Origin of the sequence: Lactiplantibacillus paraxiangfangensis (assembly GCF_036246185.1) — a bacterium.
GTDB classification, from domain to species: domain Bacteria; phylum Bacillota; class Bacilli; order Lactobacillales; family Lactobacillaceae; genus Lactiplantibacillus; species Lactiplantibacillus paraxiangfangensis.
This window is the reverse complement of record NZ_BTPW01000034.1, coordinates 1-24,824: the sequence shown is the minus strand read 5'-3', so window position 1 is coordinate 24,824 and position 24,824 is coordinate 1. Positions and strand designations below refer to the sequence as shown.

General features: G+C 45.0%; 18 protein-coding genes. 7 read left to right on the top strand and 11 right to left on the bottom strand.

Annotated features, from left to right (window positions below):
• Positions 1-663: 663 nt before the first annotated feature.
• From AAA939_RS13860 to AAA939_RS13850, 3 genes are all read right to left on the bottom strand, one after another.
• Entirely contained in the window at positions 664-1,914 is a 1,251-nt protein-coding gene (locus AAA939_RS13860; protein WP_338211383.1) for an MFS transporter, read from the bottom strand.
• Between the two features lie 11 nt (positions 1,915-1,925).
• A complete protein-coding gene (locus AAA939_RS13855) occupies positions 1,926-3,215 on the bottom strand; it encodes an alkaline phosphatase family protein (RefSeq protein ID WP_338211381.1) in 1,290 nt (429 codons plus the stop codon).
• Positions 3,216-3,370: 155 nt separating this feature from the next.
• Positions 3,371-4,204 carry an alpha/beta hydrolase gene (locus AAA939_RS13850; protein WP_338211379.1) on the bottom strand — a complete coding sequence of 278 codons (834 nt, stop codon included), beginning with the start codon at positions 4,202-4,204 and terminating at the stop codon, positions 3,371-3,373.
• A 173-nt stretch (positions 4,205-4,377) separates the two neighbouring features.
• On the opposite strand from AAA939_RS13850, the gene AAA939_RS13845 reads away from it, so the two are divergent.
• The gene (locus tag AAA939_RS13845) at positions 4,378-5,100 is read left to right on the top strand and encodes a GntR family transcriptional regulator (RefSeq protein ID WP_338211378.1); all 723 of its coding nucleotides are present in this window, start codon (positions 4,378-4,380) and stop codon (positions 5,098-5,100) included.
• A gap of 430 nt (positions 5,101-5,530) precedes the next feature.
• Here the strand turns inward: AAA939_RS13845 and AAA939_RS13840 are convergent, their stop codons facing one another.
• From AAA939_RS13840 to AAA939_RS13830, 3 genes are all read right to left on the bottom strand, one after another.
• Entirely contained in the window at positions 5,531-7,795 is a 2,265-nt protein-coding gene (locus AAA939_RS13840) for a collagen-binding domain-containing protein (protein WP_338211385.1), read from the bottom strand.
• Positions 7,796-8,209: 414 nt separating this feature from the next.
• Positions 8,210-8,710, bottom strand: a complete 501-nt coding sequence (locus tag AAA939_RS13835) for a DUF2798 domain-containing protein (protein WP_338211374.1) — start codon at positions 8,708-8,710, stop codon at positions 8,210-8,212.
• Positions 8,711-8,894: 184 nt separating this feature from the next.
• Positions 8,895-9,134 carry a cytochrome b5 domain-containing protein gene (locus AAA939_RS13830; protein ID WP_338211373.1) on the bottom strand — a complete coding sequence of 80 codons (240 nt, stop codon included), beginning with the start codon at positions 9,132-9,134 and terminating at the stop codon, positions 8,895-8,897.
• A gap of 911 nt (positions 9,135-10,045) precedes the next feature.
• Here AAA939_RS13830 and AAA939_RS13825 point away from each other — a divergent pair.
• Positions 10,046-11,641: an Nramp family divalent metal transporter gene (locus AAA939_RS13825; RefSeq protein WP_338211372.1), complete on the top strand. Its 1,596-nt coding sequence runs from the start codon at positions 10,046-10,048 to the stop codon at positions 11,639-11,641.
• A 63-nt stretch (positions 11,642-11,704) separates the two neighbouring features.
• On the opposite strand, the gene AAA939_RS13820 is transcribed toward AAA939_RS13825, so the two are convergent.
• The 3 genes from AAA939_RS13820 to nrdD all read right to left on the bottom strand — a co-directional run bounded on the left by AAA939_RS13820 (position 11,705) and on the right by nrdD (position 15,262).
• On the bottom strand, positions 11,705-12,304 hold the full coding sequence (locus AAA939_RS13820; protein ID WP_338211370.1) for a VIT1/CCC1 transporter family protein: 600 nt from the start codon (positions 12,302-12,304) through the stop codon (positions 11,705-11,707).
• Between the two features lie 221 nt (positions 12,305-12,525).
• Complete coding sequence (nrdG, locus tag AAA939_RS13815; RefSeq protein ID WP_420914936.1) at positions 12,526-13,074, bottom strand: anaerobic ribonucleoside-triphosphate reductase activating protein; 549 nt, start codon at positions 13,072-13,074, stop codon at positions 12,526-12,528.
• Positions 13,040-15,262 (bottom strand): anaerobic ribonucleoside-triphosphate reductase, encoded by a 2,223-nt coding sequence (nrdD, locus tag AAA939_RS13810; RefSeq protein ID WP_338211366.1) that lies wholly within the window; start codon positions 15,260-15,262, stop codon positions 13,040-13,042. The genes nrdG and nrdD overlap by 35 nt, the downstream gene beginning before the upstream one ends.
• A gap of 556 nt (positions 15,263-15,818) precedes the next feature.
• Between nrdD and AAA939_RS13805 the strand changes: the two genes are divergently transcribed.
• Positions 15,819-16,295, top strand: a complete 477-nt coding sequence (locus AAA939_RS13805; protein WP_338211364.1) for a hypothetical protein — start codon at positions 15,819-15,821, stop codon at positions 16,293-16,295.
• A gap of 82 nt (positions 16,296-16,377) precedes the next feature.
• On the opposite strand, the gene AAA939_RS13800 is transcribed toward AAA939_RS13805, so the two are convergent.
• The gene (locus tag AAA939_RS13800; RefSeq protein ID WP_338230994.1) at positions 16,378-18,336 is read right to left on the bottom strand and encodes a PTS sugar transporter subunit IIABC; all 1,959 of its coding nucleotides are present in this window, start codon (positions 18,334-18,336) and stop codon (positions 16,378-16,380) included.
• Between the two features lie 232 nt (positions 18,337-18,568).
• On the opposite strand from AAA939_RS13800, the gene AAA939_RS13795 reads away from it, so the two are divergent.
• The gene (locus tag AAA939_RS13795) at positions 18,569-18,979 is read left to right on the top strand and encodes a peptide deformylase (RefSeq protein ID WP_338211360.1); all 411 of its coding nucleotides are present in this window, start codon (positions 18,569-18,571) and stop codon (positions 18,977-18,979) included.
• Positions 18,980-19,004: 25 nt separating this feature from the next.
• Positions 19,005-20,009 (top strand): FAD:protein FMN transferase, encoded by a 1,005-nt coding sequence (locus tag AAA939_RS13790; RefSeq protein ID WP_338211358.1) that lies wholly within the window; start codon positions 19,005-19,007, stop codon positions 20,007-20,009.
• A 105-nt stretch (positions 20,010-20,114) separates the two neighbouring features.
• Here the strand turns inward: AAA939_RS13790 and AAA939_RS13785 are convergent, their stop codons facing one another.
• Complete coding sequence (locus AAA939_RS13785) at positions 20,115-22,856, bottom strand: MucBP domain-containing protein (RefSeq protein WP_338230992.1); 2,742 nt, start codon at positions 22,854-22,856, stop codon at positions 20,115-20,117.
• Between the two features lie 243 nt (positions 22,857-23,099).
• Here AAA939_RS13785 and AAA939_RS13780 point away from each other — a divergent pair, with 243 nt between their 5' ends.
• Both AAA939_RS13780 and AAA939_RS13775 read left to right on the top strand, forming a co-directional pair.
• Positions 23,100-24,362 (top strand): ISL3 family transposase, encoded by a 1,263-nt coding sequence (locus AAA939_RS13780; RefSeq protein WP_338230990.1) that lies wholly within the window; start codon positions 23,100-23,102, stop codon positions 24,360-24,362.
• A 125-nt stretch (positions 24,363-24,487) separates the two neighbouring features.
• Positions 24,488-24,824: transposase family protein (locus AAA939_RS13775; RefSeq protein WP_338230934.1), on the top strand; the 337-nt coding region annotated here is incomplete at its 3' end.

Here is a 24,824-nt window from a genome sequence, read left to right as displayed (position 1 = left end):
CTTCAATTACATTGACCGGACAACACAAAGAAGCGGCTTCACCGCGGTAGAATACCGCGGCAAAGCCGCTTAGACAGAACTCGAAAATTATATTATTTCACCTGTCAACTTGACAGGGACTAGTACACAAGAACATCTTCTTTTAAAAATTGCCAGGTCAGAAATTGTCGTCAAAACCGTAATGGCAGCAATCGTTATTTTCAATCTAATCGCTCCGTCGGGTAGGTTGGTGTAGCTATGAGGGATGGTCCCAGCCATGGATCGGTCTGGGACCTCGATTCAAAGCCGACAACCCACGTCTTTGAATCGCCCCGCAAGATTGGCGTAAACCCCATCCGCCAATCTTGCCGACACAGCACACCAACCTACCCGACTTCGCTAAGACCAGCTGTGCTACCGTTATTACTGTCGGATAATCAGAGGTTGTCACTGATGATATCGGTCGTGAAGGTGGCCTTTGACCGGTGATTTTCCGGTCTTAGGCCTCGGACGGTCCGGAACAGCTGTCATTCAAAGATTATTCCGGGCGAGGGTCTAGACCGCTCCTCAGGCTAGACCCGGTCCCACGACCGCATGTCATCAGTGGCAACCGGAAAAAATAGTTATAGGTTAAACAAAAAACACTTCTCAGAAATTTTTTGCATTTCTAAAAAGTGCTTTATCTTAAACTGATTTAGTTTGATTCAGATGTGGCAATGCTAGGAAAATAACGAGCCCGATTAAGAATAGAATACTTAATGAAGCCGCACCAATCGTTGATTTACCCGTCATCTGGGTCACGATTCCTACAAGAACTGGTCCCATGACGGCTGAAAACTTGCCTAAAATATTATAGAAGCCAAAGAACTCGCTCCCACTCTTTTTAGGAATTAACCGGCCAAAGTACGACCGACTCAACGCCTGAATGCCGCCTTGACTCGTTCCCACTAACACGGCGAGTACCCAGAAATCCGTGACTGACTGTAAATGTAGGGCGTAAAGGCAAATACCCAGGTAAATCAAAATGCCTAACAAAATTCCCGTTCGCGTTGAAGTCTTGTTAGCCAGCCAACCGTATAGCAACGAAAATGGAAAAGCGACTAACTGAACAACTAACAGCACCAACATTAACGTCGTGGTCGTGATACCCATGTCCATGCCAATGGAAGTGGCCATGGTAAAAATCGTATCGACCCCGTCAATGTAGAAGAAGTAAGCCACTAAGAACCAGGCCGCTGCCCGGTAATTGCGAATATGTTTCAATGTCGTCCAGACTCGTCGGAAGCTGGCGCGCACCGGATGGTCATTCGGCGCTAACGCGTACTTCTGGTGAACATTTTTCAACAATGGAATGTAGAAAATGACCCACCAAACTGCCGCGAGCACAAAGCTCCACCGTGCGACCCCGTAACTTGATAATAGCCCAAATCCACTGGTTAATTGCAAGACTAAGAATAGGATGAAGGCTAGGACGCCGCCTAAGTAACCGAAGCCGTAACCGTATGAAGATAACCGGTCCATTTGATTATCCGGGGCAACGTCCGTTAAGAAGCTGTCATAGAATAAATTTCCCCCGGAGTATCCAATAATCGATAAGATATAGATGCCGAGTAACCATTTCCACGCACTGGGCGGTGCAATGCTTAGTCCTAAAGTCATTAACATCCCGACCATCGAAAAGATATTGAGCATTCGTTTCTTCGCATGTGGATAGTCCGCCAGCGCCCCTAAGACCGGCGCCAAGATTGAAACGAGTAACGTCCCAATACTATTCGCGTAGCCCCAGTACGCCGTTGCATTAGCAGGGGTGACCCCACTGGCTTGCGCAACGGCCTTAAAATAAACCGGTAAAACGGCGGTCGTCACAATAATGCCATAACCAGAGTTGGCCCAATCATAAAAGATCCAACCCCACTGTTGCTTATTAAATTTCATTCAAGTTCCCCTTAACTAAATATGCCGTCTAAACTTTGTCCGGGCATCGGGCCGTCAAAATGCAGACCGAGTAGCCGGGCAAAGGTTGGTGCTTCGTCAACTAAGTTAGCCTTTTCAATCGTAACGCCCGCCTTAACCGCTGGCCCGTTAAAGAGTAACGTGGTTTGATAATCTGGCTTGGTTGGATCGTACCCGTGAACACCGTGGTAACGATCCGGTTGGCCTAACGTCGCCGGGTGAACGGGTTCAACGACTAATGGTCGCCGACTTTCATCAGTAAAGTAATAGCCGGCTTTAGCTTCAACCATTAACACACACGCAGGGTCCGCCCCACGTTTGGCCGCGGCTTGCCCATCGATTACGGCTTCAACACCTTCTACTGAACTGATAAGTTCCTTTAACGCGTCAAGTTCACTGAAATTGCGCGTGTAAATATACGTTGACCCATCGGCCGTCTTAGCCATGACTTGCCAATCATCTTCGAACGTTTGGTCTTGCCGGGGTGTCAACCACCCACGCTGTGCAAATAACGTGTTGAGGTGGATCATATGGTCAACGTTAATTTGATAATGGTCGCCCAAAATCACAAAGTTCGTATCGTCAAAGGTCCCCGCCGCTTTGGTTGCGTCAATAACTTGCCCAACGTGTTGATCCAACCGGTGTAACGCTTGCATCGCTTCTTTAGAGCGCACGCCATAGCGGTGCCGCATACTATCCATGTCGACTAAATGAAGCATCGTCAAATTAGGACGTTTGTTAGTCAACGTATCGACCGCACATGCCGTGATAAAGTCATCCAGCTGGGGCTGCTTGATTCCCCGACGAAGATGCCCATACTTATGGTTCATCTCTAATAGGAATAACGGTGAACTAGCTTTAATTGAGACGAGTACTTGGTTCGTCCAAATTCGGTTTGGAAAAATTTCGGCTAAATTATATGTAATCTTACTTCCCGCGGTAACGGGCCATAAAAAGGCAGCCGTCGTCATTTTCTGTTGCCGTGCCAAATCGTAAAGCGTTGGCACTTTCACATCTTTTTGGTACCAATACCAATCAGGTGAACGTCGCTTGGGTTGAATCTTGGTATTGTTCACAATTCCGTGCACGTTCGGGTACTGGCCAGTGATAATGGTCGTATGTGACGGGTAAGTCAGGGTCGGATAAATTCCCGTCACGGACTTGACCCAAGCGCCCCCCGTCATCAACTGATTTAACACAGGTAATTCCGCCTGATGTTCGCGTAAATCTCGGAATCCAAGTGCATCCAATGAAATGATGACTAAGTGCTGGTTGGTCGCCATAATAAATCGCTCCCTCTATTGATTATTCGTACCTAAAATTATACCGCAGAATTTTGCGCCACGTCATAGGTAAATTTTATTCAAAATAAATAACAGCACCGCTCGCTAAACCTGTAATCAGGTCTATCAGCGGTGCTGTCATAACTTTTGTATCTTTAAAATTGGCCGTCCAGTAGTCCTTCTTGTTGCAACCACTGCGTTGCTAAGTTGATCCACTGGCTCGCTGCCTTATTTAAATACTTGGATTTAGTCGGCTTCTCAGTCACGTGATTGGCCAGCGCTAAGCCGTGAATACCACTGCCGAAGAGATGGTACTCCACGTCAACCTCATTTTCCATCAGTGCTTGAACGTATAACATTGAGTTTCGTGCTGGCACTAATTCATCGGTCGCCGTTTGCCAAACAAACGCTGGTTTAGTCGCCTTGGAAACCAATTTTTGTGCGGACCACAACTGTTCATCCACGGTCACTAGTTTTTTATCAGCGTCATTAGTTGGAAAACCCGCATTTAAATCAATGACTGGATAACCTAAAATAACGGCGGCGTGTTCCCCAACATACTCGTTCAGGCCGTATCGTTGACACAATTCAGGATCAGTTGCGACCGCGTTATATAACGCAACGACGTGTCCCCCCGCAGAAAAGCCCGTCAAAAAGATCCGATCAGTTGCGACGTGCCGTTCCTGCGCATGGGCCGTGACCCACGCAATGGTCTGTGCAACTTGTTGTAGCGCCCACGGATACACCGACTCCCCCTCAGTGGTTTCTAACTGATAATTTAGCACGATCGTGTGCATGCCTTCCGCGTTGAACCGCGTTGCAATCGGTGTTTCTTCCCGCCCCGAATGGTAAGTAAAGCCACCTCCCGGACAAATGATCATGACTGGATAGTCCACGTTCTCTTCAAAATCTGAGATTTGATCAAGCCAGTATGCTGTCACCTGAAACGGGTGCTGTTTTGCACTTAATGTTTGGTGTTCTACTTGCATCGTTTTATCCCCCATATTTTCATCGAATTAATTACTAGCCCCATTATAAAGAAAGCGTTTAACCACTGTCAATTTTATTCGAACAAATTTGAAGATTTATTCGTTTATTTATTAAACAGGACCAATAATTTGTTATAATGTAGACAAACAACAACGCTTATGAGGGTGACAACATGGAAAAAGTAACGTTTGAAACCATCTATCAAACTTTGAAAAAACGTATCTTGGCCGGACAATACAGTATCAAGATGCGCTTACCAATTGAAGACGACTTAATTCAAGAATTTAACGGTAGTCGCTACGCGGTGCGTAAAGCCATCAAAAAACTGGCCGCAGAGGGCCTCGTTTACAGTGTTAAGGGCCGTGGGGTCGTATTACTAGAACACTCCCCGCAGACACAAAAGTTCAACCTCGACCTTGGCGACACAAACGGGGTCAAACAATTGAACAGCGGTCGGGCGCTTACGTACGAAACTGACGTGGTTAGCTTTAAGCAGGTCATGGTCGATTCAGAATTGAGCGCTAAGACGGCCTTCGAAGTCGGCATTCCCGTCTATGCGATTCAACGTTTGCGCCTCATCAACGGTACCCGGGCCGTTATTGATATCAACTACTTTAACGCCCAGTTAACACCGGGAATTACGCCTGCGATTGCGAAAAAATCGATTTATCACTACCTGAAAAAGGACCTTAAGATCAAGATTGCAGTCGTCAAACGGATGTTACGGGTCGACTCTGCCAGCGAACTTGATACCGAACATTTGGATTTAGGGCAAAATAACTGCGTTGGCAACATGATCAGCATTTCCTTTAATGACGATGGTCGCCAATTTGAATACACCGAATCGCACTTCATTCCTAATGAATTTAACTTCAACCAATTAATTCGTAACTAAACCTTACCAACCGATCAACCACCAATGACGAAACCGTTATTGGTGGTTTTTTCCGTCCTAATAAGCTTTAGACCAATTTGGAAATTAGCATTAATTCGGCTCGGAAATTAGTTGACATTACTTTTATAAATATATTCGAATAAATATTGACTATTAATGTCAATCATTTATAATGATAGTTGTAAAAGCTAATGGGGGTTAGCAATTACACCACTCAGCTGAGTGGGCAGAACGGGGTCAAAGGATTAGGCATGGTCATGGAGTAAAAACGATTCGGTGTCACTAGACCAATTAATGTCTGGTGACTTTTTTATTGCCATTTAAAGCTGTAAATTATTTTTAATCTCCTATGTTTGATATAAAAAAAGTGATTCCCACAAAATGTGGAAACCACTAAATGATACTGACTTTTTAACAATCAAATATCGCTTTAAGCATTTTGCTTACGACGTAACCCATACGCTGCTAAAACTAAACTGCTTGCTAAGGCAATCCCAGCCAAACTAAGCCATTGATTCTGACTTTCATCCGTTTGTGGTAATCCTTGTCCGTGTGCAGCTAAGACATCAACTACTTGAGTCCGTAAGCCTTCCAACTTAGCCACTAAACGATCGTTATGTTGTTCTTTAGCCTGTTGGATGGCGTAATCAATCAGGTTCAGCAACGTCTCTTCTTCAGCTGGCTGCTCGCTAACGGGTTCCTTTTGAATCTCTTCAAAGGCCGTTTCTAGTTCATCAGCCGTTTCAGCTGTGACTGCGTTGTTATCAATTTCTTTTTCAACTTCGTCTTCAATTTCATCCACGATTTCATCAGGATCAACACCCTCACTGATTTCTTCGTCGATTTCCTCTTCAAACTCTTCTTCGGGTTGTTCCGGTTCTTCAACGTCCTCGGGTTCTTCGGTTTCACCGGGTTGTTCCGGTTCTTCAACATCCCCAGGCTCCTCAGTTTCACCGGGTTGTTCTGGTTCTTCAACATCCCCAGGCTCCTCAGTTTCACCAGGTTGTTCCGGTTCTTCGATGTCCCCAGGTTCCTCAGGGTTTCCGGGTTCTTCGGGATTCTCGGGTTCCTCTGGATTCTCGGGTTCCTCTGGATTCTCAGGTTCTTCAGGGTTTTCGGGTTCTTCTGGGTTTTCGGGTTCTTCTGGATTTTCCGGTTCTTCAACGTCTAGTGGTTCTTCTGGATCGGGATCACCCTCGTTATCAACATTATCTTGTAAATCCCAACGGTGGGTTTCAGCGTTAACAACGACTTTATCCGCGATAATGTTACCATCAACGTTTTGATTAGCCACAACTTCCGCCTTAGGAGCTAAGACACTACCTTGAAATGGCCGGTCAATTGAAATAGTGCCCGTTGCCAATTGGTCACTTGCCGTCGAATCATAGAAGTTCCACAACAAATGGTTATCCCCAAAGTCTTCGGTTTCCTTGTTATCCCGAATACTACCATCATCGTAAATAACTTTGATTTGTGAATTGATATGGTAATCTTGATTACCCTCAGTATCCACGTTAATGATGACCGTATTCCCATCCTTATCTGCGGATACCCCTTGGATCGTCAATGGTGTACTCCCGTTTAAAACGTCCGCTGATAAGTTAATGATAATATGCCCATTTTCATCGGGTTCTAGATCACTGACATCGATGACTCGATTATTCATATCACTGAAGTCACTATTTGTGTAGTTAACGTGCGGCTTCTGATTACTCATGCTGCCGCTTAATTTTTCTAGCTTAGCAAATTCCTTGTCAAAGTCGATATAAACGTTACCGTTTTTATCTTGATAAACTTCTGAGGCAAGCAAGTGATCAATATCGGTCCCGTTAATCTTAGGTCGGTTGGGGTTTGAGACGTCAATATCGACATTCTGACCGAAGATAACCTTATTAACCCGGGTATCACCAGCAGAAACAAACGAGCTGTTCGCAATCTTATCAATATTTTGAATATAAGAAATATCTTTATCCAATAATTCTTCAATAATATTGGTCCCAAAGTTGACGTTTCCTGAAAGCATCCCGACAGCAATGTTCCCATTCGTATGCGCGTTTAGTTCAGCTTCCCGCGCAAAAATATGAAATTGAGAAGAAACCCCTAGAATGTTATGTAAATCTGCATAATCGTCCTCAACCTTTCCACCATCCTGGACAGCTGGATTATCAGCTTTAACTGAATCCGTCGTTTTAACAGGTTGCGGCGTGGTATCAGTTGTTTTTGGCTTGGCTGTGGCCGATGCATCTAACTTCAGATCGGTTGCCATTGGTTTTTGGTCTTGTTTATTCGCACTGTTATCACTTTGCGACGTTACATCGGCTTTATTAGGGACAACTTTTTTGATCTCACTATTTTTTTGTGATTCTTTTTGGTCATCTTGCTTACCCAAATTTGAATCAGTTTTAGGCGCTGGTGCCGTCTTTGTCTGTTTTGCACCGGTTGTTTGTGTTTGTTGTTCTGACGTCACACCAGCCTTGGTTTGTGACTGTGATGCAGAATTCGAATCCTGTGACGTCTGCCCTGACTGGCTCTCACTACTTACCGAACTAGAACTAATACTTTCAGCATTCTTGGCACCGTTATCATCCGCACGCGCCGTTAATGTCGCGCCCCCTAACGCTAGAATGATTGCACAGGCAAACGCCCAGCGACGACCAATTTTATACATCTTAAAATGTGTCTGTTTCTGTTCCATCATCAATCCCACCTAAAATTATATTTATCAACATTCCTTTAATTCATCTCTATTTTCACGCAGTTTCAATCAATCTTCAAGCTCGCTGATAATATATTTTATATTCTTTCAGTAACCATTAAAGTGCCCCAAATGTTGATACAGCAACGATTTACGCGTTTAACTATTTCAACTTATCCTTCAGTGTTATCCTGATAGTATCAGTATCCTCAACTTATTTAATTGGATATTTTCAGAAAATAAAAACCGTCCAGAAATTTAAAATTTCCAAACGGTTTTACTATAATTATGGTCGAAACGTGGCCCAAAAAGCAGTTTATTCCGCTTAACCCGGCATCAGCAACCATTCCAAGCCCAGGAATAATCACTGATGCCACGTTAATGCTCACAAACTAACCGCTTTTCGGCCCACTCTTAGTCTTCAGTTTTAGCAGCCGCTTCGGTCTTAGCAGTTGCTTGTTGCATCTTACCCAGCACACCGCGGGCAATTGGCCCTACGATCAATAACTGTAACGGTAACGCAACGATCAAGTTAAAAATCCAAGTGTGGCCGTACGTTGCAAGAACGTGTCCCCCGGCCAGTTTACCTTCCACCGTAATCCCAAATAGGGACATACAAGTTACCATGCCAAGTACCATTAAAACGGAAATCGTAATTCCGATTAAAACGGTCTTTTTACGCATGTAATCATTAATGATATATTTGAAAGCTAATCCTTTGGCAATTGGTCCTACGACCAACAGATCTAAGATGATAGCAACAACTAAACCAAGCGGGTACCCACTTAAGATTGCCATGATTAAGCCATTACTAAAGCCCTGCGCCATCGCAACGTTATACGCTGTCATAACCAGCACCATCAATCCTGCCATAATGGCTGTAAACACAACTTCTTCTTTTAAATTCCGTGGCATTTGTAAACCCTCCTAGTTTGTGTATCGAGTGTTCACTATAGCATGCCAAATTGTCCGTTCGTAAGTTACATTTTAATAACAATTGCATTAAAAAAGGCGGAGAATCACTTCCCGCCTGACAGTTCATTTAACTGATTTTGTATGCTTAATTGACTAACTATGCTTAGCCATTGCGCCGTCATACCTAGTCCGCAACGTACTGACCAACCACGGTTAACTTCTTGAGAACGCCACGACCGTGTGGTGATTTGGTATCAATGATGTCCGTCAATTCTTGACCAGCCAAATTACCATGATGCTTGCCACCCGCCCAAGCAGCAACACCCGTCACGTCATAGACAACACCGTCAACGGCAACGTAGGCCGGTTGACCAGCTTGACCATTGTATTTTGCTAATTCAGTTTGATTAAAAGTCTTACTCATTACAAATCACTCCTTCACAGTTTAGCCTTAGCTTAAACTGGACTGCCAAGTAAAAGCAAGTAATCCGCTTTCAAATTCGACTTAATCCGATGAACTTTTCCCTGATAGCAATGGCGCCTGATCAGTTTTACTTTCCAAACAAAAACTGATTCAAAAAATCACACCTAACTATTTGACCACAACTTAATCAGTCCGAACTGTCTAAACTACCGGTCTTTTTCCATACTGGGTACTCACGTTTCAGCAATACAGATCCAACCCCGTATTACTACACTAAACGGGAGTGCCCAACCATCAGCGACGCTAGTAAAACCGTTACAAACTAGCGACCTTGTGAACCAACGCTAACGGATTCGTTCGCGTTGCCCCAATGGTCTTTGACCCATTCGTCCTTAGCCACTGTAATCGTTTGCGGACTACCGGCAGTTTAAGGCTCGTCGATAGTCTGACAATTGTGGCGGTCCAATGTTTTTTGCCTGTCGATTCTCCATCAGCACCCTCACGTATTCCATTTTTTCCACTCCTTAGCAATTTATGCCCAATCCAGATTGATTAATTTATCACAACACGTTCAAATTTACTCAATGACCAGTTCAAGTCATTGAACAAACTATTTTTCAACATAGACTTTACCATATTTTTCGTAAATTAACAGCTTAATCCGCTGATATTGTTAACATTTACACTTGTTATGGTTCATTTGTAAAATCAATTAACGAACATTGCCAATATAACGCCGACCTCAAGTTTTCCCGGGTTCAACTAACACCCTTCTCTCATTAGTTCTTTAACTTAACCCGGCGTTGATAAAAAAGACGTTATATTTTTAAGTTATCCCTAACTTTTATTTAATGATTAGCAAAATGAAGCTACAATGTAACCAGTTTTTGAAGAAAGGCGGTTATATTATCATGAACAGCACTCCATTAAAGAAGCGGCAGCACAAGCTAATTGAGTATGCTAATGGCCCTTCACTGGAAGAAATCAACGGAACGATTAGCGTACCAAAGGATATTGGGTTCTGGCGAACACTCCTCGCCTACTCGGGGCCAGGTGCTTTAGTGGCAGTCGGTTATATGGATCCTGGGAACTGGTCCACTTCCATTACTGGTGGTCAAAATTTTTCGTACTTGTTAATGTCCGTGATCTTGATTTCAAGTTTGATTGCGATGTTACTCCAATACATGGCGGCTAAACTTGGTATCGTGACACAGATGGACTTGGCCCAAGCAATTCGTGCTCGCACGAGCAAATCACTTGGAATCGTCTTATGGATCTTAACCGAATTTGCCATTATGGCAACGGACATCGCGGAAGTTATCGGTGCCGCAATTGCCCTGTACCTTTTATTCAAAATTCCTTTAGTCATCGCAGTCTTCATTACGGTCTTTGACGTATTACTCCTGCTATTATTGACCAAAATTGGCTTCCGGAAGATTGAGGCCATCGTCGTCTGCCTAATTCTCGTTATCTTGTTGGTCTTTGTTTACCAAGTCGTCCTATCAAGCCCCAACTGGGGGCAAGTCTTCGCTGGACTGGTTCCTACGGGCGCAACCTTTTCCAATAGCCGGACAGTTGCTGGTATGACCCCGCTAAGTGGCGCCTTAGGCATTATTGGTGCGACCGTCATGCCCCACAACTTGTACCTCCACTCAGCCATTTCACAAACCCGAAAGACTGACCACCATGACGAAGAAGCGGTTGCTCGGACCGTTAAATTTGCCAGTCTCGATTCCAACATTCAATTGACGGCCGCCTTCTTTGTCAACGCACTACTCCTCATCACGGGAGTGGCCGTTTTCAAAACCGGTGCCGTCAAGGATCCTTCATTCTTCGGCCTGTATCAAGCCCTCTCAAACACCGCGTCCCTCAGTAACGGTGTTCTGATCAGTGTCGCTCGGTCTGGCATCTTGTCAGCGCTATTCGCCGTTGCGCTATTAGCTTCCGGACAAAACTCCACGATTACTGGGACCTTAACGGGGCAAGTCATTATGGAAGGCTTTATCCACATGCGGATGCCACTCTGGTTACGGCGGTTAGTCACCCGTTTATTATCCGTCATTCCCGTCCTAATCTGCGTGGTACTGACCAGTGGCAAGAGTGCGATTGACGAACACGTGGCGCTAAACGACTTAATGAATAATTCCCAAGTCTTTCTAGCCTTCGCCTTACCGTTTTCAATGCTACCGTTACTAATGATGACCGACAGTTCCGCCGAAATGGGACAACGGTTCAAAAATAGCTGGTGGATCAAGGGTCTCGGCTGGCTCTCGGTCATCGCATTAACCGGATTAAACATGTACGGTCTCGCCCCACAAATCGCCGGGTTCTTTGGCGATAATCCGACTAAAACACAACTGACGCTATCTAACTGGATTGCTGCCGTTTTAATCATTATTATCATTGCCCTACTCGCATGGACCATTATTGAACTACGGCGTGGTAATCAACGCTACTTGGCACGCAAAGCCCAAGATCAACCTGAACAAGCATCTAGTGAATCCTAATAAAAAGGAGCTACGATAAAAATCGTAACTCCTTTTTCATTTACAAATATTATTGTTTAGTACTTAAACCGCACCACCTAATAATGACCCCATAACAAAAGTTACAAAAGCCGTTACCAAACCAATCGTAATGTTACGCAACACAACCTTGCGAACCGAAATGGCACCGCGTTGTGCACTGATTGTCGCGTTCAACGTTAACGCGATTACCATGGCAATCAACGTGTTCGTTAAGCGCCAAGCTGGTGTTGACAAACTGATAGCTAAGAGTGGAATCAAGGCGCCCAGCATGAACGAGACAAACGACATGACCGCCGCGTGTAACGGATTCATTAAGTCGATTTCTTGAATTTTAGTTTGATAGGCTTCAGAGTTTCGGGACTCTGGTGCCGTTTGATCATTTAAACAGCTGACCTGAACGTCTTTTTGAGCGCTCACCGAAACGTATTCGCCGCCAGCCATGGAACAAGCACCCGCAAGCATTCCGGAAATTCCACTGATAAACAATGTTTGGTTGCTCATATTTGCGCCCACCGCGCCCAATACAATTCCTGAAACCGAGATAATCCCATCGTTTGCTCCTAAAATACCGGCGCGCAAGACGTTCAGTCGATCCCAAAAGTGAAAGTAGCGCGTCTGAAAACGTTTAATAATTGTTAACATTGTTATTCAATCCTTCCATATCCCCAGTATGATGTCAAAAAGGGTTGGGGCACGCGCTCCAACCCTTTTTTATAACGATCGTGCTATTGCTTATCGTGCCTAATATCATTTTATTAATTCTGTTTAAACGTTGATAATTGAGCAAATTCAAACCGGCATATAAGCAGCCGTCTTTGAAAACGTTATCATATCTTAAGCCCTATTATACACGACTAATTTACTTAACGCACTAGCTTATCCCAAATAACCACTTGATCACTGGCTAACGACTTAGGAACGTCGATAATTCGCTGATTAGAACTCCCACGAAATTGTAATTTTAAGTCCATTTTGTCCTTCAAAAAGCGACCATCGACTAGGATATCAATTAATGACAACATCTTTAATTTATCTTCAGAATCTTTTTGTAGCTCTTCCCACGTGTAGCCGGACCAAGACCAGATGTCCTTAGTGTGGCCAAATTCTTTGCGGACGCGTTCACAAATTCGAATCCCGACTTGTGTATTTAAGAACGGTTCACCGCCTAGTAGTGTCAATCCTTGAACGTAATCTTGACTTAAATCTTCGATGATTTGGTCTTCCAAGTCTTGGGTATACGGCTGCCCGTAATGGAAATTCTGGGCAGCGACGTTGTAACAACCCGGACAATGAAACGGACAGCCACTCAAATAGAGACTACACCGAACCCCTTCACCATCAACAAAATTAAACGCCTTGTAATCAGCAACATATTGTTCACTTAAGTCCTCTGCCAGCCATTCTTTGGGCATCGGATTGTTTGGTCCTTTCGTAGCGCGCGGCATTCTTAATCATCTCCGAAGACATATTTTTAGCACGGGACGCGATTTCAACGTGACGACCGTGAACCATTGGTCGCTGTTGCGGGTTACCTAAGTAACCACACGTCCGCTTAACAACATCACAATATTTAGGGTCATGGTTGCCACATTCAGGGCAAACGAACCCGCGGGCGGTTGCGGTAAACTCACCCTTAAAACCACATTTAAAGCACTGATCAATCGACGTATTGGTCCCTAAATAGCCTACGTGATCGTAAGCCCAGTCCCAAACCGCCTCTAAGGCTTTCGGGTTTTGGGTCAAATTAGGATATTCACAGTAGTGGATGAAACCACCCGAAGCGTATTTTGGAAAACGTTCTTCCAGCGTTAATTTTTCAAACGGCGTTGGGTGCTTGCGGACATCGTAGTGAAAACTATTCGTGTAATATTCCTTGTCCGTAATATCAGCGACCTTACCAAACTTGGCAATGTCGTCTCGACAGAACGTGTCCGTTAAAGATTCAGCGGGTGTGGAATACAGGCTGTAGTGATACCCACTTTCCTGAGCCCACTGTGCACACTTGTCGCGTAACGCTTTAACCACGTCTTCGGCAAATGTCAACGCGTGCTCGTCCTTTTCCCAATCCGGGCCAAAGAACGTCGTGCAAACTTCATATAAGCCGATATAGCCTAAGGAAACCGTCGCCCGCTGGTTCTTGAAGAGGTCGTCTACGTTGCCCCCGGCAGGTAGTCGTTTGCCGAACGCCCCGTACATGTAAAGCAACGGTGCGTTTTCAGGCTTAGCTTCCTTCGTCCGTTCGACGCGGTAAGCCAAGGCTTGATGACACGTCGCCATCCGTTCATCGAAGATTTCCCAGAACAAGCCCTGATCACCGTGTGCGGATAAGGCGATCCGTGGCAAATTAACGGTCACAACACCAAGGTTCATCCGACCAGAATTGACCTCATGGCCATTTTCATCTTTCCAGCCTTGCAAGAAGGAACGGCAACCCATCGGTGTCTTAAAACTACCCGTCAATTCTTTGATTTTATCGTACATCAAAAGATCGGGGTACATCCGCTTGGTAGAACATTCAATTGCCAACTCTTTAATATCGTAATTAGGATCATCGGGACTTAAATTAAGTCCCCGCTTCATGGTGAAAATCAACTTAGGGAAAATTGCCGTCCGTTGTTCTTTGCCAAGCCCCTTAATCCGAATTTTCAAGATGGCACGTTGAATTTCACGTTCAATCCAACTCGTTCCCAGACCAAAGTTAACCGTCGTAAATGGCGTTTGCCCCTGTGATGAGTAGAGCGTGTTGATTTCATATTCCAACGCCTGCATTGCGTCGTAAATGTCTTTTTTCGTTTTGGTCTTTGCATAAGCGTTCCGTTGATCTTCAGCGACCCACTTTTCAGCATCCTTCATATGCTTTTGGAAGTTGATCTCAGCATACGGTGCCAACAACTGATCCACCCGGTTAGCGGAACACCCACCGTATTGAAGGGAAGCCACGTTGGCAATAATCTGGGCCATTTGTGCCGTGGCCGTTTGAATGGAACGCGGCGAAGCGACTTCGGCATTTCCAATCTTATAGCCGTTTTTAAACATGCCGTCGAAATCAATCAAGCAACAGTTGGTTTCAGGTGTGACGGGTGAATAATCCAAATCGTGCCAGTGCAAGTCACCACGTAAATGGGCCTTAGCCACAATATCTGGTAGCATCTTTAATCCGAGCGCCCGACTAGCCGCGCCGGCTTCAAGGTCCCGCTGCGTATTAAAAACGGTACTATCCTTATTGGCATTTTCGTGGACTACGTCAGCATCCCGATTAAATAATTTCTCAATCCGGCCCTTAACGTTCGTTGCGGCCGCAAAGCTTTCCTGCTCCGCAATAAAGTAGTCCTGGTACCGCTTGGCGGCGTCCGTTAATCCGAGGTCGTTAAAGATAGCAATGAGTGCGGGACGCAACTCACGCGTTTCCACCTGATCGGATTGTTGATAATGCGCCACAATCGCTTCTTTAACCGCTGCTTGGTCCTTGGGGTCATCCAATAATTGTGCTAAAACAAAGTTGATTTTATAAGGATGAAACTTGGTTTGCGTTCCGCCCCGTTTGACTACGGGTAAAGTTCTTAATTGGTCTAAAATATCACCGGTTGACGTTGTTAACATACGTATCCCCACTTTTTAAATTTATAGTTTAAAGGTTGACCTTGATAAATGGCTTATCATTGCCGCTATGATAGCGATTATCGCTATTGGGGTCGTTTCAGCCTTTAGTTTATGTATCATTAAAAATGCCGCTACAACCAATGGTGCTAGTTGTTGTAAGTAACACTATATATAGTAGCCTATTTTAGCTAAAAAACCATCCTAGGTCAGAGGGCTTAAATTTATTTGTGCTCAACAAACGTCCTTGCCAACAACGTTTGATCATTCTAAACCAGTTTTAAAATTATCTTTTGTATCATTTTGTATATAAAATCGGAATTTTTAATCAAGTTCATTAACCATCGAGCAACGTCTGTTCCCGTCTGCTTTCAATCTTTTTTCATGGTGAAATTTAGTGGGATTCAATCGTGCTAAATTAGTCTTAAAACAATTCAATTGAAAATTACCGAACCTCAAGCATAAAAATTAATCGCATCAGTTTAACTTAACCGTCACTTTCGTTATAATAGAACTTATGTCTTAATAACGGGAATTAGGACGCTGGAGGAGATTATGTATGCAAAAAATATGGGGATTCGGAATGGCGATTGCGCTAGCCGGATTAATTGCGGGTTGCCAATCAACACCTCGTCATACGGATCGTACGGTGCAAACGACTAAGTCAACGGTCAACGTAGTCAGTCGTTATAGCGCCACCGACTTTATGGGGCGTTGGGTCAGTCCAAGACCAGCGACAAGTGTCTACTTAAATACACACCATCAATTGGTCATGTTCCGCGGCAATCAACGCACGATCCGGGAACACTTCACCATTAAACTGGTCAATAACCGCGCCACTTTAATGATTAACAATCACCATGCAATTAAATTAGATTTAGATGATGCTAATAATATGACCATGCATCAAAACAACTTAACGACGAAATTAACTAAAGATCCCAACTGGTCAGCACAACGTAGCGAGATTCCGACGAACCGAGCTGTCGCTCTAAAAGAATCTAGTCTGACCCCTGCCTTTAAACCAAGCTATTAAAGCACTACTAAAAGAGCCAACCAGAAATTTTCTGATTGGCTCTTTTAGTAGTGCTATTTTTTATGTGGCCTAAAACAAGACACTAATACCGATCCATCACCTTTTCAGTACGCCTATTATCGGAAAATCCAAAGAAGTAAACGGCCACTACGGCAATTAATAGTGTCCCGTAGTGAGAAATCAAATAACCATAGAAATTACTGCCAATCCCAACGTTAGGTGTAATAAAGGCTGGAAATCCAATCAAAGCGCCGGACAACGCGTAGTTATTGACTCGGAGTAATCCCGTCAGTAATCCACCTAACGCACTGGCAATACTGCCAACGATGAAGACCCGTTTATACTTCAAGTTAACCCCGTAAATTGCCGGTTCGGTAATCCCACAAAATGCTGAGACGGCCGCAGCCAATGATAACCGCTTTAATTTCTGATGACGCGTTTTGAGGCAAACGGCCAACGCGGCCCCACCCTGCGCCACCATCGTCACTGAAATCAGCGCATTTAAATAACTGTGACCATTAGTCGCTAAATCATTGACCACAATCGGGACTAATCCCCAGTGCAGGCCAAAAATCACCATTAACTGATATAGGCCACCAACGACAAGCCCTGACAATGCCGGGCTGAAATTATACGTCGCAAGGATAGCGTCGGCTAAACCTTGACTGGCAACGGTAATCAAGGGACCGACAATGACCAAGATTACTAGCCCTAAAATCGACGCTTCGATGATTGGCAAAAAGACGCCCCGCAAAGCGACCGGTAACAGTTTTTTTAACCCTTTTTCAACGTAAACACCTAACCAGGCCGCAACGATAATCGGAAAAACCGAAGTAGAATAAGTCATCAGGTGGACTGGCAACCCGAATACCGTAATCTGAGCTGTCGTCGCCTTGCCCGCCGCACTAATCAACGACGGGTAAACTAAGATTCCCCCGACCACTGCTAAAACAATGGGATTCGAACCTAAGCGTTTTGCCGCCGTAATCCCTAAGATAATCGGCAAAAAGTAAAATACCGCGTCGCCCACCGCGTTGAGTACCATGTACGTGCCATCGGTGGGGTTCAAAATTTTGAACCCCGTGAGTGCCGCCAAAATTCCCTTTAGAATCCCAGAACCCGCTAAGATACCAATCACCGGAATCATGGAAGCAGTCATCACGCCAATTAAGCTATTCAAACTTTGTTTAATTACCCCTAATAGCGATTTCGCCTTTTGCTTTGGTGGTTCGCTCGCAGCGTCAGTCGTTTCATCCATAAATTGCGGTCCTAGTTGGGCTATCGCGGCATCGTAGACGTCATTCACGGTGGGGCCAATCACGACTTGAAACTGGTCGGCCGCTTGTGCTACGTCGATCACCCCTGACAATTCAGTCAGTTGAACCCGCTGTACCCGTGCCTCATCTTTCAAATAAAACCGTAGCCGCGTGATACAGTGGATCACACTGGTGATGTTGTTTCGCCCACCGACCCCTTGAATAATTTGAGTCGCTAGTTGGTCATACGTTTGAGTTTGTCCACTAGCCGAACTTGGCATGGTTGATACAGCGGCTTCTGGAATCATCACCATTGCCACCGAATCGTGCGGCTGCACCAACTCCGCTTCTTCTTTTAGGAAAAGTTGGGCGTGCAGGGCGACACTATTGGTCACAACGGTGATCACGGTTGGTGCTTTATGGGCCTGCTTGATCATGGTCAAATCCATTTTGACAAGGACTTGGCCATCAACCACCTGATCCCCCACTTTGACCGTGAGCTCGTAAGGACGACCATTCAGTTCAACCGTGTCGAGGCCTAAATGTATCAACACTTCTAGCCCTGTCACGGTTTGAAGACCAATTGCGTGCTTCGTTTCAGCTACCATGGTCACTTGACCACTGACCGGTGCGTGAACTTGGCCATCCGTCGGTTCAATCGCAAATCCAACCCCCATTAGCCCCTTGGAAAAGACCGGATCATCTATTACTTTTAATGCATTTAACCGTCCCGCAACCGGCGCACACAGCGTTGTCATAACTGTTTCTGCCGCCATCTTACTCATCCTCCATTATTTTAACTTGCTATAATTTTCTCTTGATTGAACGAATACCCATAACTATCACAAAACTGACTTGACGACTTTAGTCACAGCCGGTTTGTTTTAATTTTAACGAACCTTTTGAGCTTTGAACACCATTTCACATTTAACGATAGGCCAGCTTACTAACTAAGAACTTGCGTGACGTCACATAAAACTTCTATAATGAAAGCATTATCAAGAGGAGGACTTTTTCATGATCAAACCCGTTGTCCACGACCCAGCAGCGTTACAAACACCAGCCCAGGTTGCGACCCGTGCTGATTTGCCAACTGTTACTAACTTATTAGACACGCTCTCAGCTAATAGCGCTTCCTGCGTTGGAATGGCGGCCAACATGATTGGCGTCAATAAACGCATCATTGTGGTTCAAATGGGACCACTGGCTATTCCAATGATCAATCCTCAAATCATTAACCAAACCGGGGCCTATCAGACGAGTGAAGGGTGCTTATCCCTAAGTGGCGAACGGACGACAACACGTTATCACCAGATTACGGTCAAGTTCGTCAACCAGAACTTTGCCCCTCAACAACAGACGTTTCGTGACTTCGTTGCCCAAATCATTCAACACGAAGTCGATCATTGTAACGGTATCCTAATTTAGTTTTCCACAGATTGGACGGATTTTGATGGCAACTCTTAATGACAATCAACAACCAGCTGTTGATAACTTAGCAATTCAACGGCGGCACCTCGCACACCACGCGCTCGGAACTGATATCGATTTAACTTTACTCGGTAGCGACCGTTCCGACTACTTAACGCAGGCTTGCGACCTCATCGACCAATACGAAGACCGCCTAACGGTCAACCGGTCACATTCCGAGGTCATGGCAATCAATCAAGCCGCGGGTCAACACCCGGTACAAGTCAGTGCCGCAACCTACAGCCTTGTTAAACAGGCCGTGCAACTCAGTCAGCAGCACTTTGGCTTCAACGCGTTGATTGGCCCACTTGTCAAGCTTTGGCGGATTGGTTTTTCAAATGCCCACGTTCCGAGTGACGCGGAGATTCAAGACCGCTTACGCCTCGTCGATCCCCAGCAAGTGGTGTGTCACGATGCTGATTTCAGTGTCTTTTTAAAAGTCGCTGGAATGGAACTGGATCTCGGCGGTATTGCGAAGGGCTACATCGCCGACCGCGTTCAAGATTACTGGGAAGCCTTCGGACAACGCGCCGGCATGATTAATTTAGGCGGCAACCTTTTGATGTATGGGGATTCGCCTTTGCACGCTGACGGCCAGTGGCGGGTCGGCATTCAAAACCCGCTGACACCCCGCGGAAATGCCATTGCTAGCGTTCAAATCGGCCCTTGTTCAGCCGTCACCAGCGGTATTTATGAACGGCACTTGGAATTTAACGGCAAATCCTACCATCATATTCTGGATTCTAAGACGGGGTATCCTCGTCAAAACGATCTTGAGAGTGTCACGATCTTTTCAAAAGCTTCCATTGATGGTGAGATTGAAACGACCCGGTTGTTCTTTGCCGGCGGCCCACTTCCCGACTGGGGCAAAGACCGCCCAGACTTGTATGGTGCCATCTTCGTTAACAAGCAACGCCAATTAAAAATCGTTGGCTTACCCGTTGAACGCGTCACGATATTGGACGACAATTTTTCCATTCAAAAGTAAAACAAGATTTAAAATAACTGTTTTAACACAAAGAACGCTTTGAGCTGTGCATGGCTCAAAGCGTTCTTTGTTATGATCATTCTTCAGTTTAGAGTGAAATATTTATCAGCGACGCTTACGGAACATAACTAGTCCGGCCATTAATCCGGCTAGTGCAAGTCCCCATTGTTGTATATGTGACGCAACTTGTTCATCGGTCTGTGGTAATGTATCTCGTTTCGTCCCCATCGTGGCTGGTTTTGATGTGGAACGGTGCTTCTTTGCATCCAGTTTAGTGTGCTTGATTGGCTTTGTTGATAAAGGACCCTTGCCATTCGGATTGGTTAGTTCCGAATTTGGCGTTGGTTTCAAATCTGGCTTGGGATTCGAACCTAGTTCTGAATCTGGATTGGGTTTCGGGTCCAATCCTGATTCTAGACCTGGTGCTGACTCCAGACCTGGACCTGGTTCCGGGCCTGGTTCTGGTTTTGGACCTGGTTCTGGACCTGGTTCTGGACCTGGACCCGGTTCCGGATTCGGACCTGGTTCTGGATTTGGATTTGGACCTGGTTCTGGTTTTGGACCTGGTTCTGGACCTGGTTCTGGGCCTGGACCCGGTTCCGGATTCGGACCTGGTTCTGGTTCTGGTTCTGGTTCTGGTTCTGGTTCTGGTTCTGGTTCTGGTTCTGGTTCTGGTTCTGGTTCTGGTTCCGGTTCTGGTTCTGGTTCTGGTTCTGGTTCCGGTTCTGGTTCCGGTTCTGGTTCCGGCTCTGGATTTGGTTCTGGTTCTGGTTCTGGTTCTGGTTCTGGTTCTGGTTCTGGTTCTGGTTCCGGTTCTGGTGCTGGTTCTGGTGCTACAAGATCCTGCTCATAAATAAAGGTCACCACTTGCTCACCATCGCCATACTGCCCGTCCTTATCACCTTCAACGGCCGTAAGGTGCCAACCTTCAATGTCTTCAGGTGCCACTGTATAATCGGTCCCAAACTTTCCCTCGAGCGTTTGACTAGGTCGTAAAGGCTTGTTGTCCATACCAACATAGTGCACCGTAACTTTTCCAATCTTCTTACGGTAATTGAGTACAACGTTAACATCCTGGTCGCCAAACTTTCCCGTTAATTGACCATCTGCTACGGTTAGTGCTTGACCATCCTGTTCCGCAGAAACAAAGTCATAGCCTGGCACGACCGGAACGTCAATCGTCCAATCCGATCCGGGTACTCCGGTTGGGGCCGTTACCGGTACGTCGGCAATGAGTTGTTCATCTTCATCCTTAGCTTCGACCGTCACCTTATGTTTGGTTTTTTCCAGCACAAACGTGACCGTATTTAATTGCTCGCCAACAATCCAATTAGTGTCTCCTTGAATCGTTTTAATACTGTAGCCTTTTTGCTTTAACGTAGCAAGGGCGGCGGTCACTTGCGAATTTTTCGTCAAATCCTGCGTCTGCCCAATCTGGTCAAACAAGTTTAACGCTTGTGTCAAGGCGTTGCCGTCTTCATCGACAAAATTGACTTGGGCGTTGCCAGCCTGATCATCGATTAAATAGGGAATCACAACCCGACCACCGAACGGATAACCCGTTGTCGATCCGTTAATCCCCACCGTCTTAAATTGCATCACTAACATGCCTTGTGGAGACTGGAAGTTTTGCCACTCAATTTCGTAATCGTTCAGGTTAACACCGGTCGCCGTCGCAAATTGCGTTGACGGTGTTAAGGCAACCCGGTTCCCGTTAAGATCAATGATGTAGGCCGATGTTGTATATTTGCCCGTCTTTGGATCAACGTGGATGCGAACTGGTGGCAAGTTGATTTGCTGGTTTCCCACTGGGTACCCCTCACCGTTCAGTGTCTGTGTCGCATCATGGATCACGCTAATATCACTGACCCAGTTATGTGCCACCGATAGCATTTCCAAGTGCCGCATTCCCGCGATGGGCGTCAGGTCACTGACCGACGTGTCTTGGATGATTAGCTCAGTCAAATCCATGCCTTGTAGCGCACTAATATCTTTCAGCTTACTCCGTCCTTGATTATACGGATAACCGTGGTCGCCCAAAGCATTCAGGGAAATCATGACCGTAAACCGCTTGAGATTTTTAGCGTATTCAAGCCCTTTTAGGCTCTCCAAATTTAGTGATGCATCCAAATACGCCTTATCTTCTCTTTGGTAATTAATGTCTGTCGACCAGTTATCATCCAAGTCCGCTAACATTTGTTTGGTAATCTGACTAACATCCGTGATCTCTAAATGCTGATTATGTTGCAAGTTATACAAGACGATGTATTGCAGATTTTTGTCTGGCATCCATACGTTAATATCTTCAGGTGCTTCCGTGGTGCGAGCAAGGGGCACGGGTGCAGTTGTCGCGGGAGCCGGGGCTTTAGCCTGTTCGTCCGTCAAACTGTTTACGTCAGTTTCTGAGTGTTCTAAAACTGCTGCTGAGTCCGGTACCCCCTCATTATCTGATTCATTTGCAATCACTTGCGCTTCAGAATCCGTCTGTTCAGTGACGTTCGGTGTCTCTGCTTGTGACTCAACAACCGTCTCGTTGGACGCCGGTGCCGACTGGTCAGAAACTGGTGCCACGTCATTTTCTGTTAGATTAGTATCGGAATCGGTTTCATTCGTCCCCATACGGGTTGATTGGGTTTGATTGCGCGATGTTGTGAGTGTAACGGTCTTGTCAAAACTGCTTTCATCAGTTTTAGCGCTTACAGTATCCTGCGTTTCGGACGTAGGTTCAGCTGTGGCTGCCTGAGCCTCCAATTGATTGTAAACACCAACCATCAGAATTGTCGCTCCTGCAGTTAGCCACCTTTTACCACTTTTGTACATTTTGTAATGAACCTTTTCAGAATTCATATCAGGGATAAACTCCTTTCCGTGTTGCTTATTTTTTATCGCACATCGGAGTATACGGGAAGCTTCCTAATTCGTAAAGTACTCAAATCAAGCAAAAAGCCACTCAAGCTGATTTTTCGGGCTCTAGAATATTGGGTGTTGATGGATTTCCATCAACACCCAGTTTTTGTGTAAAATAAAAGGACACCCCCCAAATGCACCACCCGTACCGACCAAAGTAAAAGTAAAGGCAAGTGAGAAAAGATGTCCCAAAACCATTTTATCGAAGAAACCCTTCAAATTAAAGACCCAAATATTATTTGTACTAGTATTGATAGCAGCAATCCAAGCAAACAGGTTGTTCACGCTAAACTGACCTATTCTTTAGAGAACTGCCCACTTTGTGGCCAGCCCGAAGTAGTGCGCTTTGGGACTAATCTAATTAATGTCAGAATGCCCCCAGTCAAAGAACGACCAATTATCCTGAAATTACTTAAACAACGTTATCGGTGTAAATCCTGTAAGCATACTTTTAGCGCACAAACATCATTAGTTAAACCACATTGTCAGATATCAGAAGATACGAAGCAAATGATCATCTTAAGACTCATTAAAGACCGTAGCGTTACTGATATTGCGGATGAATTGAATGTCTCACCAGTCGCAGTTAATCGTGTCATTGATTCTTTGTCCACCCAAACCAAGATTGCTTTAAACACATTACCCAAGACATTGTGCTTTGATGAATTCCGCTCTACAGGCCATCAAATGAGCTTCATCGCCATTGATGGTGACTCTCATCAGCTAGTGACAGTCTTGCCGGATCGCCTTAACCGAAACATTAAGAAGCATTTTCTGAATCACTATTCACTGAAGGAACGTAATGAAGTTCAGCAGATTGTCATTGATTTTAACGCCCAATATCAGTCGGTTATACGCGAAGTCTTTCCTAAAGCTAAGATTATCGCCGACAATTTTCATTTAGTTCAAATGGGACTTCAGGCCTTGAATCAGACGCGGGTACAGTTGATGCATCACTTTTCATCAGACACCAAAGAATATCGGATACTCAAACATCATTGGCGCTTATTCTTAAAATCGTATTCAAACCTAGAAACACGTAAACCACAATGGTTTACGCATCTAAAAGACTGGTTTACCCAAGAACAGTTAATCTTAAAAGGCCTAGAACTTGATCCAACTTTTCAGCATACTTACTTTACAGCGCACGCTTTAGTGGATGCGTTAAGAACCAGAGATTACCAACGTTTCATTGAAGCTTTAAGTAGAACTGACAAAGTCAGTTCACAGCTTGAAACAACCATGAAAACCTATCGTAAACATCTGTCTCTAATCAAAAACATGATGGCAAGTACCTACTCCAATGGCCCTTTAGAGGGCGTTAATCGCAAAATAAAGCAAATCAAACGGACGGCATACGGTTACAAAAATTGGTCGCGCTTTTACACACGAATTCGGATTGAATTTACAATTCAGAACAAAAAAAGAAAACCAATTCGAAAATGAAGGCTCTAGAATATTGGGTGTTGATGGATTTCCATCAACACCCAGTTTTTGTGTAAAATAAAAGGACACCCCCCAAATGCACCACCCGTACCGACCAAAGTAAAAGTAAAGGCAAGTGAGAAAAGATGTCCCAAAATCATTTTATCGAAGATACTCTTCAAATTAAAGACCCAAATATTATTTGTACTGATATTGATAGTAGTAATCCAAGCAAACAGGTCGTTCACGCTAAACTGACCTATCCTTTAAAGAACTGCCCACTTTGTGGCCAGCCCGACGTAGTGCGTTTTGGGACTAATCTAATTAATGTCAGAATGCCTCCAGTCAAAGAACGACCAATTATTTTAAAATTGCGTAAGCAACGTTATCGTTGTAAATCCTGTAAGCATACTTTTAGCGCACAAACATCATTAGTTAAACCGCATTGCCAGATATCAGAAGATACGAAGCAAATGATTATCT